The 13,128-nt window shown below is 63.4% G+C and carries 12 protein-coding genes; 3 read left to right on the top strand and 9 right to left on the bottom strand.

Annotation, left to right across the window (positions count from 1 at the left end; genetic code table 11):
- Positions 1 to 4: 4 nt before the first annotated feature.
- Positions 5 to 883, bottom strand: a complete 879-nt coding sequence (locus B0G71_RS18590; protein ID WP_116143290.1) for a sensor histidine kinase — start codon at positions 881 to 883, stop codon at positions 5 to 7.
- A 433-nt stretch (positions 884 to 1,316) separates the two neighbouring features.
- Positions 1,317 to 2,087: a ferredoxin--NADP reductase gene (locus B0G71_RS18585; protein WP_106283905.1), complete on the bottom strand. Its 771-nt coding sequence runs from the start codon at positions 2,085 to 2,087 to the stop codon at positions 1,317 to 1,319.
- 376 nt (positions 2,088 to 2,463) lie between these two features.
- Between B0G71_RS18585 and B0G71_RS41410 the strand changes: the two genes are divergently transcribed.
- Positions 2,464 to 2,634: a hypothetical protein gene (locus B0G71_RS41410; protein WP_181916790.1), complete on the top strand. Its 171-nt coding sequence runs from the start codon at positions 2,464 to 2,466 to the stop codon at positions 2,632 to 2,634.
- A 115-nt stretch (positions 2,635 to 2,749) separates the two neighbouring features.
- On the opposite strand, the gene B0G71_RS18575 is transcribed toward B0G71_RS41410, so the two are convergent.
- The 5 genes from B0G71_RS18575 to B0G71_RS18555 form a co-directional block, all read right to left on the bottom strand.
- Positions 2,750 to 3,709 (bottom strand): ABC transporter permease, encoded by a 960-nt coding sequence (locus tag B0G71_RS18575; protein ID WP_116143288.1) that lies wholly within the window; start codon positions 3,707 to 3,709, stop codon positions 2,750 to 2,752.
- Positions 3,710 to 3,755: 46 nt separating this feature from the next.
- On the bottom strand, positions 3,756 to 4,793 hold the full coding sequence (locus tag B0G71_RS18570; protein WP_181916789.1) for an ABC transporter permease: 1,038 nt from the start codon (positions 4,791 to 4,793) through the stop codon (positions 3,756 to 3,758).
- A complete protein-coding gene (locus B0G71_RS18565; RefSeq protein WP_258875769.1) occupies positions 4,783 to 6,357 on the bottom strand; it encodes a sugar ABC transporter ATP-binding protein in 1,575 nt (524 codons plus the stop codon). The genes B0G71_RS18570 and B0G71_RS18565 overlap by 11 nt, the downstream gene beginning before the upstream one ends.
- A gap of 431 nt (positions 6,358 to 6,788) precedes the next feature.
- Complete coding sequence (locus tag B0G71_RS18560; RefSeq protein ID WP_116143284.1) at positions 6,789 to 7,808, bottom strand: ABC transporter substrate-binding protein; 1,020 nt, start codon at positions 7,806 to 7,808, stop codon at positions 6,789 to 6,791.
- A 115-nt stretch (positions 7,809 to 7,923) separates the two neighbouring features.
- A complete protein-coding gene (locus B0G71_RS18555; protein WP_116143282.1) occupies positions 7,924 to 8,976 on the bottom strand; it encodes a LacI family DNA-binding transcriptional regulator in 1,053 nt (350 codons plus the stop codon).
- Between the two features lie 339 nt (positions 8,977 to 9,315).
- Here B0G71_RS18555 and B0G71_RS18550 point away from each other — a divergent pair, with 339 nt between their 5' ends.
- On the top strand, positions 9,316 to 10,296 hold the full coding sequence (locus tag B0G71_RS18550; RefSeq protein ID WP_116143280.1) for an aldose 1-epimerase: 981 nt from the start codon (positions 9,316 to 9,318) through the stop codon (positions 10,294 to 10,296).
- A 28-nt stretch (positions 10,297 to 10,324) separates the two neighbouring features.
- Here B0G71_RS18550 and B0G71_RS18545 read toward each other — a convergent pair whose 3' ends face one another.
- Together B0G71_RS18545 and B0G71_RS18540 are read right to left on the bottom strand one after the other, a co-directional pair.
- Positions 10,325 to 11,122 (bottom strand): endonuclease/exonuclease/phosphatase family protein, encoded by a 798-nt coding sequence (locus B0G71_RS18545; protein WP_012431452.1) that lies wholly within the window; start codon positions 11,120 to 11,122, stop codon positions 10,325 to 10,327.
- 88 nt (positions 11,123 to 11,210) lie between these two features.
- Positions 11,211 to 11,738 (bottom strand): hypothetical protein, encoded by a 528-nt coding sequence (locus B0G71_RS18540; RefSeq protein ID WP_116143278.1) that lies wholly within the window; start codon positions 11,736 to 11,738, stop codon positions 11,211 to 11,213.
- 269 nt (positions 11,739 to 12,007) lie between these two features.
- On the opposite strand from B0G71_RS18540, the gene B0G71_RS18535 reads away from it, so the two are divergent.
- Positions 12,008 to 12,985: an AAA family ATPase gene (locus B0G71_RS18535; protein WP_116143276.1), complete on the top strand. Its 978-nt coding sequence runs from the start codon at positions 12,008 to 12,010 to the stop codon at positions 12,983 to 12,985.
- The last annotated feature ends 143 nt before the right edge of the window (positions 12,986 to 13,128 follow it).

Below are 13,128 nucleotides of genomic sequence, written 5' to 3'. Positions count from 1 at the left end.
GTGCTCACGATTGCTGCGCGTGCCGGGCCGCGCGCGGCGCGTGCTCCAGCATCGCGTCCCAGGCAAAACGCGCGCGCACGAGGGTGCCGCGCGACGCCTTGCCGTTCTCGTTGTTTTCGCCGCGTTCAGAACCGGCGCGCCGGGCGCTCACGCGCAGTGTGCCGTCGAAAGCCGCGCAGCGCGCCTGCATGCCGCTCAGGCCGAAATGGCCGGGACGGCTGCGGGTGTTGCGCGTGACGCCGACACCGTCGTCGCTGATGAGCAGCGTGAGGTGACGGCGGCTGGTTTCGATCCGCACATCGGCGGATTCGGCGCGTGCGTGCTTGGCGATATTGTTCAGCGCTTCCTGTGCGACGCGGAACACGGCCAGTGCGGCGTCCGCCGGCAGACGCGTGAGGCGCACGTCGGCGGCGCACACAAAGCTCGTGCGCAGTTGCGTGCGTGCTGCGAAGTCGCCGGTCCAGTGCGCCAGCGCGCCGACAATGCCGGCTTCGAGCGACGGCGCATGCAGTTCCGCGACAGTCTGGCGGCTAGCCTCGCACACCGCATCAAGCGACCGGTTCGCCACGGCAAGCGCGGCGGCGCACTGCGGCGGCGCGTCGGCGGGCAGCCAGGTTTCGACGCCGGCGAGCGCGAAACGTGTCGCCGTCAGTTCGGCGCCCACGCCATCATGCAACTCGCGCGCCACATGGCGGCAAGCGGCTTCCTGCGCCTGAACCAGCTCGGCCGAGAGTTCGCGCACCCGGGCGCGCAGTCGCGCAAGTTCCCGATCGGCCGCCGAGGTCAGCGCAACCGGCTCGGCCGCGGCGCACGCGTCGAATCCGTCACGTGCCGGTGACGAAGCAAGAGGGGCGGTGAACCGGACGACAGTCGACGTATCCATGACTTTCCCTGTCAGGAAACGCTGTGGACAGCGAAGCGGATGCGCATGAGCGGCGCGAAGACGAAAGAACGCATGTGGGTCTCTAGCCTCCAGGTGCAGGCCGTCGCGCTTAGGACGCAACGGATGAATCGCTACAGTGTGACGTAACGAAATTTACATTCAGTAACATGGCGGACGGGCCACGACAGGCAGGACAATTCGACTGATGATGCGCCGCGATGATATCTCATTAAAAGAAAAAATGCAGTCGCACCAAGGGTTAGCGCCCACATTTCACGCAATGGTCGATGAATTGCAACGCCTGTTTTGTAGGAAGAATACCGACGCCGAATGTCAGTCCGGCGACGCCGAATTGTAACTGGGCAAAAAAAAGGAGCCCATAGGCTCCTTTTGCTGATTTCGCGGCGGCGGGCCGCGAAGATCGGAACGTGACTCAGCCGACGAAGGCCTTTTCGACCACGTAGTGACCCGGCGAGTTGTTGCTGCCTTCCTGGAAGCCTGCGTCGTCGAGCAGCTTGCGCGTGTCGCGCAGCATGTGCGGGCTGCCGCAGAGCATCACGCGGTCGTTTTCGAGCGAAAAGCCCGGCACGCCGAGGTCGGCGAACAGCTTTTCGGTTTCGATCAGTTCGGTGATACGGCCACGGTTCTGGAACGCCTCGCGCGTGACAGTCGGGTAGTACAGCAGCTTTTCCTGAACCAGCTCGCCGAGATGCTCGTGCGCCGGCAAGTGATCCGTGATGTATTCCTTGTACGCCAGCTCGTCGACGAAACGGCAAGTGTGCGTGAGCACCACGCGTTCGTAGCGTTCGTAAATGTCCGGATCTTTAATGATGGACATGAACGGCGCGAGACCCGTGCCGGTGGACAACAGCCACAGCGTCTTGCCCGGCAGCAGGTTGTCGGCCATCAGCGTGCCGACCGGCTTCTTGCCGATCAGCACTTCGTCGCCGACCTTCAGATGCTGCAAACGCGACGTGAGCGGGCCGTCCTGCACCTTGATGCTCAGGAATTCGAGGTGCTCTTCGTAGTTCGCACTCGCGAGGCTGTAGGCGCGGATCAGCGGCTTGCCGTCGACTTCGAGGCCCACCATCGTGAACTGGCCGTTTTCGAAACGGAACCCCGGGTCGCGCGTGCAGGTGAAGCTGAAAAGCGTATCGGTCCAGTGATGGACGCTCAGGACGGTTTGTGAATTCAGGTTGCTCATGGCTTCTTGGATAGTGCGAAAACAAGGGCGGCCAGTCGTTTAAGCCGGCCGGCACGGCAAGGGCGATGCTGCGCTAACCCATACGGGAATCACGCGCAATCCGCTATTTTACCGCGCCCGCTGCCTGGGGGCTGCGGCGCGGCGGTTGAGCGTGGTCATGCGGGTTACCGGACCTGGAAGCGCCGGCGCCGGCTGTCTTTGTGATCGGCGCCGCGGAATACGTTGGCGTGGTGCGGCTACGCGCTTCAGCAGGGGTGCGGCGATGGGCGAATGCCGCGCAGGGCGGCTGCCATCGGTTGTCCGGGATGCGCCGGGTAGGCGCGCCGCGCGGGCAACATTTTCAGGATGATACCGAAACCCGCCATGCGCTGCAGCATTGACCCTGCTGATAAAACTGGCAAAAAGGGCGACGGATGGAGAGAAAAAGCGTCGCGGCGTGTCCGTGACGACGTTTTCATCGGTCAACTGCAACGGCGCCGTGTTGGTACACAAATGCGGCGCGATGGCCGTCAGCCGCGCCGGAATCCCAATTGAAGCCGGGGTTTGAGCGTTTGCCGTTTTGATTACTCCGAGGCGCGGCAAAGGAAAGCAGATCAGCGGCGAGCTCTTAGCCGTCACCCCGCCACGTCAAATGGATCAGTCAAGCCGCGTGGTTCAGCCAGTCACGCCGGAGCCGCGACCCGCTTTTTCCCTCGTTGTTTCAGCATGCGAGCCTGCAACACGATCACCAGCAGCAGGAACACGCCGCGAATCACTGACTGCCAGTACGCCGACAAGCTGATAAACCCTAGCCCGTTCTCGAAGTTCAGCAGGTTGAACACCAGACCGAGCAACAACACGCCGGCGATCGTCATCGCGATCGAACCTTCGCCGCCCGTTAGCAGCGTGCCGCCGAGCACCACCGCCGAGATCGCGAACAGCTCCCAGCCGACACCTTCGTTGGGTTGTCCCGCGCCAAACTGCGCGGCGAGGATCACGCCCGCCATGCCGGCAAGCAGGCCGCTCACCGCATATGCCATCACCAGCGTGCGGTCGACGTTCAGGCCCATCAGCCGCGCGGCTTCCTCGCTGCCGCCGATCGCGAGCGAATGCCGGCCGAAGCGCGTGCTGCGCAGCGCAAGCCAGCCGGCTACCGCCGCCACCACGGCGACGATGCCCGGAATCGGCAGTCCGAACAGATCGCCCTGGCCGAAGGTGCCGAAGTTCGACTCGGCGGCAATCGACACTGCATCGTTCTTGCCGAGCAGCAGCGCGACGCCGTGCGCGCCGAGGCTCGTAGCGAGCGTGACGATAAACGGCAGGATTTTCAGGCGCGTGATGATTAGTCCGTTGAGCACGCCGACCGCGAGTCCCGCTGCGCATCCCGCCAGCACGGCAACCCAGCCGCCATAGACACTGGTCAGCGCGGCGACGACGCTTGCCAGCGCGGCCACGGTACCCACCGACAGGTCGATGCCGCCCGTGATGATCACGAACGCCATGCCGACCGAGATCAGCGCGAACATCGAGTTGTAGCGCCAGAACGACGTGATGTTGTACGCCGAGCCGAAATGCTCGTAGCGCACGAGGCCGAACACGACGAGCGCGGCCAGTGCGAGCAGGATAGGAAGATTCTTTTTCATCGCTTGGGGTCCGGAATTTCCTCTGAGGCGCGTGAGTTAGCGAGCCTTAGCGCGAGCGCCTCTGTACATAAACCGCCGCGACGATGATGCCGGCCTTCACCACCAGCGCCGCCGCGTCGGGAATGCCGTGCGCGAGCAGCGTGTAGCGCAGCAACTGGATGATCAGCGCGCCGATCAGCGTGCCGCCGATATACGCCTTGCCGCCCGTCAGCGCTGTGCCGCCGACGGCGACCGCGGCAATCGCGTCGAGTTCGACGCCGAGTCCGACTACGTTCGCATCCGAGGACGAATTCACGGAGATCGAGATCAGCCCCGCCAACCCCGCGAGCGCCGCGCAGAGCGTGTAGGCGGTCAGCTTCACGGTGGCCGTCGGCACGCCGCATAGATAAGCGGCTTTTTCATTGCCGCCGGTGATCAGCAGATACTGGCCGAACAGCGTCTTGCGCACGACCCACGCGAACAGGACGACCAGCGCCAGCATCAGCAGCACCTGAAAGGGCACGCCCGCGACCTTGCCGAGCGCGATCCACTGGAAGGCGGGCGTGTTGAACGCCTGCAGGCTGCCGTCGGTGACGACTTGCGCGATGCCGCGTCCGGCGATGAACAGCACCAACGTCGCGACAATCGGCTGCACGGATAACCTCGTGACGAGCAAGCCGTTGAAGACGCCGCACAGCGCGGCGGCGAGTACCGGCAGCACGAACGCGAGCGCGATGCCGCTGGGGCCGGGAATGTTCAGAAACAGCATCGGCGCGAGCGCACCGGAGATCGCCATCGACGCGCCCACCGACAGATCGATGCCACCGGTCGCCACCACCAGCGTCATGCCGATGCCGACGATCACGATCGTCACCACCTGCGTCATGTTGACGTTGAAGGTTTGCAGCGACCAGAAGTGCGGCGTGAAGATCAGGTTGAACAGCACCATCGCGAGCAGCACGATGACTTCGCGCTGCATGGCGAGATGGCGCCATTTACGCACCGTGGTTGCCGGGGAGGCGGGCAAAGCGGCGGCCGTCTGCTGGGTGGTTTCGCCGAGCGGCGGCTCGGTGTGCAACGATTCGGTGTGCAACTTAAGCGCCATGACGGTCGTCCTCCAACGCGTCTTCGATGTGTGCGGCGTTTGCCGTTTGCGCGGCTTCCGCGAGTTGCGAACGGCCGTCGCTGCCGTAGGCGATGGCGTCCATGATCGCGGTCTCGCTCATGTCGGCGCCATTCAGTTCGGCGACCGTGCGGCCGTCGCGGATCACCACCGCCCGATCGGCCACGGCGGTCAGTTCCTCCAGTTCGGAAGCGGACAGCAGCACGGCGAGGCCCGCGTCGCGCAGCTCGCGCACGATCTTCGCCACATCCGCTTTGGCGCCGACGTCGATGCCGCGCGTCGGTTCGTCGAGCAGCAGCAGGGAAGGCTCGGCGGCCAGCCAGCGCGCCAGCAGAACTTTCTGCTGATTGCCGCCCGACAGTTCGCGGATCGGCTGATCGGCGGAACGCAGCTTGATACCGAGCGACAGAATAAAGCGATCGACAATGGCCTGCTGTTTCTTCACGTCGACCACGCCATTCCTGGTCAGCGTGCGCAGACAGACCAGCGTGAGGTTGTCGCGCACCGAGAGTTCGGGGACGATGCCCTCGGCCTTGCGGTCTTCGGTGAGATAGGCGAGGCCGCGCGAGATTGCGTGCTGCGGCGACTTCAGCGCCACCGTCTCGCCGCCGATCGAGAGCGAACCTTGCTCCAGCGGATCGGCGCCGAACATCAGCCGCATGGTCTCGGTGCGGCCCGAGCCGAGCAGGCCGGCGAGACCCACGGCTTCTCCGGCGTGCACTTCGAGTGAAACGTCGCTCACCTTAGGGTGCGCGCTCAGTTGCGTGGCCGCGATCATCTGCTTGCCGCGTCGCGCGAGGTTCGCTTCGCGTGCGTCGGCGTCGTCCTGCACGACGGCGGCGAGCGTGCGGCCGAGCATCGTCGTGACGAGTTGCAGTTTGTCCATGTCCGCCATGGTGCTTTGCGCGACCGTCTCGCCGTCGCGCATCACGGTAACGCGGTCGCACAACGCGTAGAGTTCGTCGAGCCGGTGCGACACGAAGATCACCGCGCGGCCGTCGTCGCGCAGCTTGCGCACCACGGTGAACAGCAGCTCCACTTCGCGTTCGTCGAGCGATGAAGTGGACTCGTCCATGATGACCATCTTCGCGTCCGACGACACCGCGCGCGCGAGCGCGACCATCTGCTGAATCGCGGTCGAGTAGCGGCCGACGGGCTTCTTCACATCGATCTGCAAACCGAACGATTCGAGCAGCGCGGCGGCGCGTTGCTGTACCGCGCGCCAGTCGATCAGTCCAAAACGGCGCGGCTCACGGCCAAGGAAAATGTTCTCCGCCACCGAGCGGAACGGCACCAGATTGATCTCCTGATAGATCGTGCTGATGCCGGCTTCGCGCGCCTGCTTGGGCGTGCGGAAATCGACTTCGCGGCCTTCGAAGCGCACGCTGCCCGAGCCGCGTCGATACGCGCCGGTCAGGATCTTGATCATGGTCGATTTGCCGGCGCCGTTCTGGCCGATCAGTGCATGCACTTCGCCGGCGGCGACGCTCAGATTGGCACTGCGCAATGCGGGGACGCCGCCGAAGCTGATGCCGATGTCCTGCATCTCGAGTAGCGGCGAATGGGTAAGGGGAGAATGTGGCGTCTCTTTGCCGGATTCCGTCACGGATGTCCTCCTGATGCAGGTGCTGCCTGATTTGCCGCGTGCGCGCCATGCGCTGCACGTGCGAGCCGGTGTGGCCCTTCGTTCGGGCTCTGATGCGGGCAGTGTTGGCGAACCATGTTACGCCGCATAAAAGCGAAGCGACGGTTCGTGCTGCCACGAACGCGTCGCTCCGAACCCTTCCCGTCGCCCGCCCCCCGAGGAGACAGATTCGGGGCGGGGACGTCCTGCGAGGCAATCCCCCGATTCCGATGCATCTAACGGACTTGCTTCGGGACGGGGGACTTCCTTCGGGGCGCCGCCGGAGCGCGTGGACGCTCCGTCACAGCATGGCGCTCAAACTTCGCAACTGCGCGTACAACTCCGCGTCGTGATCAATAGCCGTCCTGCATGTTCTGCTGCACGTTGCTCTTGTCGTAGAACTTGTCGGAGACCTTAACCCACGTCGGAATCTTTTCGCCCTTCGCGTAACGCTGCGCGACGTCGCACGCGAGCGGGCCGAAGAACGGGCTCGACTGCACGCTCGCGCCGAGTTCGCCGGCCGCGATCGCGTCCATGCCGCCCTTGGTGCCGTCGATCGTGACGATCTGTATGTCCTTGCCCGGCTGCTTGCCGGCGGCCTTGATCGCAGCGATCGCGCCGAGCGCCATTTCGTCGTTGTGCGCGTAGACGGCGGTCACGTCCGGATGCGCCTGCAACAGCGTTTCCATGACCTGGCGACCCTTGTCGCGCGCGAAGTCGCCGCTTTGCGACGCGATGATCGTCATGCCCGGGTTCTTCGCGATGATTTCGTCGAAGCCCTTCTTGCGATCGTTCGCGGCGGACGCGCCGGTGGTGCCTTCGAGTTCGATGATCTTCGCCTTGCCGCCCGTCGCCTTGACGAGCCAGTCAGCAGCGCGATGGCCCTGATCGATGAAGTCCGAGCCGATGAAAGTGATGTAGTCGCGGCCCGCCTTGGCGACCGATTGATCGACATTACGGTCGACCAGGATCACCGGAATGCCGGCCTTTTTGGCTTGCAGCACGACCGGCGCAAGCGGCTTTTCTTCGCGCGGCGGGAACACCAGCAGATCGACGTGCTGCGCGATCATGTTCTGGATGTCCGACACCTGCTTGGAGTTCGAACTGTTGGCGTCGGTCATGACCAACTGCCAGCCGCACTTGGCGGCAATGTCCTTGAAGCTCTTGGTTTCCGCCAGCCGCCATGGATTGTTGCTTTCGGTCTGCGCGAAGCCGACCTTCAGCGGAGTCTTGCTGGGCAACTTCGGCAGCGCGTCGTCGGCGTGCGCGGTGGCGATGCCGAAACCGATTGCCAGGGCCAGCAGCGAACCCGCCAGCGGACGAATCTGCTGCTTGCGCGCGTATCCGCGCGACTGCGTGTTGAGCGACGCCATGTCTTCCTCCAGTACCTGGTGAGGTAGGTGTTATTTGCTTTTTAATTTCTCCGGCCGGTCGACGTTGATCTGTGCCGCCGGACGTGCCGATTATTTCATCCAGAATTATTATCGGTCAATCACTAATAATATTAATTATTGGCTTTTTCGCCTCGGTAATTACCCTGACCGAACCGCGTTCGACCAGCGGCCCGTCCAGTTTCACCATGCGATGCCGAACCGGCGCGCCGGCCGCACGATTGTGTTCTTCCTGCAGCAAAGTCTCGACGGCCCAGCGTCCCAGTTCGTAGTTCGGCAGCACCACGGTCGAGAGCGGTGGATGCGTGTGGCGGGCGATTTCCTGGTCGTCGTAACCGAGCACCGAGACGTCTTCGGGCACGCGCATGCCGAGTTGCTTCAACGCTTCGATCGCGCCGATGGCGGTGAGGTCGTTGGCGCAGAAAATCGCGGTCGGCGGATTGGGCTCGCGCATCAGCGAAAGCGTCAGTTCGAAGCCGAGGCCCGAACTCCAGTCGCCGTCGCGCACCATTTCCGGCGCGTAGGGCAGATCGGCGGTCGCAAGCGCGGTGCGGTAGCCTTTGAGGCGATCCTTCGACGCGTCCTGCCAGGGCTCGCCGTTGATATAGCCAATGCGCCGATGGCCGGACTGCAGCAGATAGTCGGTCGCCAGATGGCCGCCGGCCACTTCGGCGGGCACCACCGACGAGAACCCGCCTTCGCCCGTATAGCAGTTCAGCAGCACGGTCGGCACCTGCGACAGCGCCGCCGGCGGCGTCACCTTGCGCGTGTAGACGGTCGCGTAGATCACGCCGAACACATGCGGATTGGACAGCGTGGTGTCGAGCACCTGCTTCTCGATGTCGGCGTTGCCGTGCGTGGAATAGACCGCCAGCATCTTGCCGCTTGCGTACGCTGCATCGCGCGCGCCGTCGATATTCACGACCGGATGCGGACTGGTGGAAATTTCGTCGGCGAGATAGACGATCAGATTGCGTTCATCGGCGGAGGCCGATACCGGCTCGCGCAGCGAGAGCCGGTAGCCGAGATCGTGCGCGGCCTTCAGGACCTTGTTGCGGGTAGTCTCCGAGAACTTCGCGCCGGTCGCGTTGTTCAGCACCAGCGAGACAGTCGATTGCGACACGCCGGTGAGCTTGGCGATGTCGGTCATGGTCGGACGGCGTTGAGTCGATTTTTTCATTGTGCGGGCCGCGCTGCAGCGGCGCTAAAGCTGGGGCATGCCGTGGGCATCCTGGTGCCTGACGGTACCACTAATAATATGCGCGCGGCAACGCGCGGTAACCCGTCATTTGGGAGGCTCGCATTGCTCTCTGCTGGACGCTCATTCGACAAGTTTATTACTAATAAATTGACGATTGTGCTTTGGCGTGCGATTCTCGGTCGCGCGGATTGTGACAGTCCGCCGGCCGCGCGCTGTGCGAGGCACGTTCCAGGAGACGCCAATGCGCGTTCATGCCGCCATCCGCTCGAGGCACTGCCTTTTCTGACCATGCGCGACGTTTCCTTGCATTCGATCCGGCCGTCGGCGACCGGACTCATGTGGCTCGACGATCCCGCAGTGGTGCCCACGGTCGTCACGCTTTCGGCCGGCGCGCTGCGTGTCGTGATCGCGCCCGAAGTGGGCGGCGCGCTGGCGGCCTTCTACGAAACGACGCCCGACGGTCCATTGCACTGGTTGCGGCCGGCCTCGGCAGCGGCGTTCGCTGAGCGCGATCCGCTGCGCATGGCGAGCTTTCCGCTTTTTCCCTACTGCAACCGGATTCGCGACGCGCGTTTCGAATTCGACGGCCGCACGATCGATCTCGCCGGCAACGACACGCGTTTCGCCCACGCGCTGCATGGCAACGCGTGGCGGCATCCGTGGCAGGTGGGGGCGCGTACCGAAAGCTCGGTGGAACTGCACTTCGAACACGAACCGGATGCGCGCATACCCGGCGAGTGGCCGTTTCGCTATCGCGCGCGGCAGCGAATCGGGCTGAGCGGCGGCGCGTTGCGCATCACGCTTGCCGCGCAAAACCTCGCCGATCAGCCGATGCCGTTCGGCATGGGACATCACCCGTACTATCCGCGCACCGCGCAGACTCGCGTGTACGCTGAGGTGAAAGCCATGTGGCACGCCGACGCCGACGTGTTGCCGACGCGTCTCGGGGCGCATCCCGCTGTGGAAGCGTTGCGCAAAGGCATGTCGCCGGACGCGTTCGATCTCGACAACAACTTCGCGAACTGGTCGCGCGAGGCGACCATCGCGTGGCCCGACGAACACCGTCGATTAACAATGACCGCCGACGCCCCGTTCGATCACATGGTGATATTCGCGCCCGCCGACGACCCGCAACTGTGCGTGGAACCCGTGACGAATACCACGGACTGCTTCAACGCGGTCGGCCCGCCTGAGCACGTGGGCGGCTGCGTATTGCAGCCGGGCGAGCAGATCGCCGCGACTGTAAAATGGACGCCGCACAAGGACTAACGTGCGGCGCGTGCGTTCAGGTTCGCTTCTATTCGACTCGCAAGCGCGCCATATACGGTAAGTGATCCGAGAGCCACGCGGTCTCCTGCGTCGGCTGGATCCATTCGATCGGCTTCATGCCACGCACGAACATTTTGTCGAGCGCGAGTGCGGGCGAGAAAGCCGGAAAAGTACGGCCCGACTCGCCGAGCAGCGTGGCGACTTCCTGCAAACCGTGTTCGCCGAAGAGCGGCACGGAATCGTTGCGCCAGTCGTTGAAGTCGCCGGCGAGCACGAGCGGACCTTCGGGCGCTTCCTTCGCGATCCAGTGCGCGATCCAGTTCATCTGACGCAAGCGGGCTGAGCGTGTAAGCGCAAGATGCGCGCACAGCAGCGTGACCGAGTGACCGCCGAAAGTCGCGCGCGCCACCAGCAGACCGCGCTTTTCGAAGCGATGCGCGGAGATGTCCCAACGTCCGCCGAGATCAAGCGGATGCGGCGACAAAATCGCATTGCCATGCCGCCACGACGGTTTGAAAACGTTTGGTCCGAGCGCGATTTCGAGTTCGAGCGCGCGCGCGATTTCCGTGGCCTGACAATGCCAGACATCGCTCAAAGGATCGGCGAGCGGCGAGCCGAAACTGCTCGCCAATACCGGCGACGGCATGCGCCGCGCCATCGCTTCCTGTAAAAAATAGGCGTCCGCGTGGGTCGATTGCACCCAGCGTTGCATGGCTTGCCATGCCTGAAAGCCGAGCGGTGTGCGGCCTTTATGCAGGTTCCAGCTCACCGCAACGAAATCTTTGGGCGCTACGCTCTCGCGGATCAATTCTTCGGGGTTTCGCATGCCGCGTTGTCCACGTGTTCTGGTTGGGGGCGTCGGTTAGCCGCGTGCTGTTTGCGTGTTCGCTTGCGTGTGCTTTGCATCAGTTCGATCAGTTTGCCGAGGTTGCGCTGTCCGCGAGACTTGCACGCACGCGGTAGACCAGGTTCGGGTCTTTGTCGACGATGGTCCAGGTGGCCCATTGCCCCGGCGCCACCCTCAGACCCGGATGGCTCGCGCTGACCTGGCGCGGTTGCGGCGGCAGCTTGCAGCCGGTGTCGGTTTGCCGCGCGGCGTTTTCCTCGAATGTTTCCTGTGCGTCGATCGACATGGTGACGCCGCTCGCATCCGCCTGCAGTGGCGAGACGGTCAGCGTGCGTGCCAGATCGATACTGCCGGCGGGCTGATCCTTGCAGCCGACGTTATGCTGCACCATCTTGTGATGCGTGTCCGTGCGCGCCTGGCCGACGGTGGTGGTGCCGTCGAACGCGTCGATTTGCTGGCCGTCGCGCATGACCTGCAACTGCCATTGCACGACCTGCTGCGCCGGCCGTTGTGGTGTGCTTTGCGGTGCGCTTTGTTGTGCATTCGCAAGCAACGAAGTGCCGAGCAACACGGCCACGATACTGGTTTTCCACATAGAAGCATTCTCCGGTCACGAGATCCGGCCGAGTAATCAGAAGGCCATCTTACCCCTGATGGACGTAACGCCTTTCTGACACGTCAAACGGGGCCGGGTTCAGCAACAATCCATTTCAGGTAAGGCCGGCAATCACCAAAAACAACCCGCTGTTAGCAGCAGAGTCGCGAGACTGCTGGCTTGCACGCGAATATGTCGTCGTTACACTGGACTTGAAACGGCGCCATACAAGGAGCCGCAGCAGCAAGACCAGCCAGACGGGGTGAGCGATGACAACAGCAATGGTCAAACAAGAAATCGCCGTGGCGTCTTTCAGCAGGGTGTACGACCTCGATCAGGTCGAGACCGCGCTGAACGATCTCGGTGAAGGCGCGAACGAGGCACTGCGCGCAACCTACGAAAAGATGCTGAAGACCGGCAATCTGCGCTTTTGCGTGAAGCCGAACCGCATGCCGTCGATCGACGATCTGATCGACGCGCTGCCCAACTTTTCCGCGCCACTCGACGACATTCGCAAGCAGGTCGCCTTATGTCTCGAGACCGAAGACCGGCTCGAACTGATGCCGATCCTCCTGCTCGGCGACCCCGGAATCGGCAAGACGCACTTCGCCAAGCAGTTGGCGCGCCTGCTCGGCACCTCGTATCAATACGTAGCGATGAGTTCGCTGACGGCGGGCTGGATTCTGTCGGGCGCTTCCTCCCAATGGAAGAACGCGAAGCCGGGCAAGGTGTTCGATGCGCTCGTGAACGGCAGTTACGCGAACCCGGTGATCGCCGTCGACGAAATCGACAAGGCCACCGGCGATTCGCAATACGATCCGCTCGGTGCGTTGTATGCGCTGCTGGAGCACGACACGGCGCAGACCTTCATCGACGAGTTCGCCGAGATTCCGATCAACGCCGGGCATGTGATCTGGATCGCGACGGCGAACGACGAACGCTCGATTCCCGAGCCGATCCTGAACCGGATGAACGTGTATGAGATCCCGCCGCCGGATCGCGACGGCGCACGCCGTATCGCTCAGGCGATCTACGACGAGATCCGCAGCGCGCACAACTGGGGCCTGCGCTTTCCCGAGGTGCTGGGCGACGACGCCCTCGACGCGCTGATGCGGGCGTCGCCGCGTGAAATGCGCCGCGCGATTCTTAACGGCTTCGGCGCGGCGCGGATCGATGGACGGAACCATGTCGAAGCGGGCGACATTCGCCTCGACCACGGAAACCGGCGAAAACCCATCGGTTTTTGAGCATTTTTGCCACTTTTTCGTAGCAAGCCGCCTTTGGGCGGCTTTTTTGTGGCCAAAGGCAGGAATCTGTGCTCGAAGCACAATGAATGTCGCGGCAATTATTGCTATTAATAAGATGCAACCCGGCAGTGCCTCCCATTCGT

The sequence above is a fragment of the Paraburkholderia sp. BL27I4N3 genome (assembly GCF_003386115.1).
Classification (GTDB): Bacteria; Pseudomonadota; Gammaproteobacteria; order Burkholderiales; family Burkholderiaceae; genus Paraburkholderia.
Note: the sequence above shows the minus strand (reverse complement) of the source record. Positions and strands in the feature narration are given on the sequence as shown.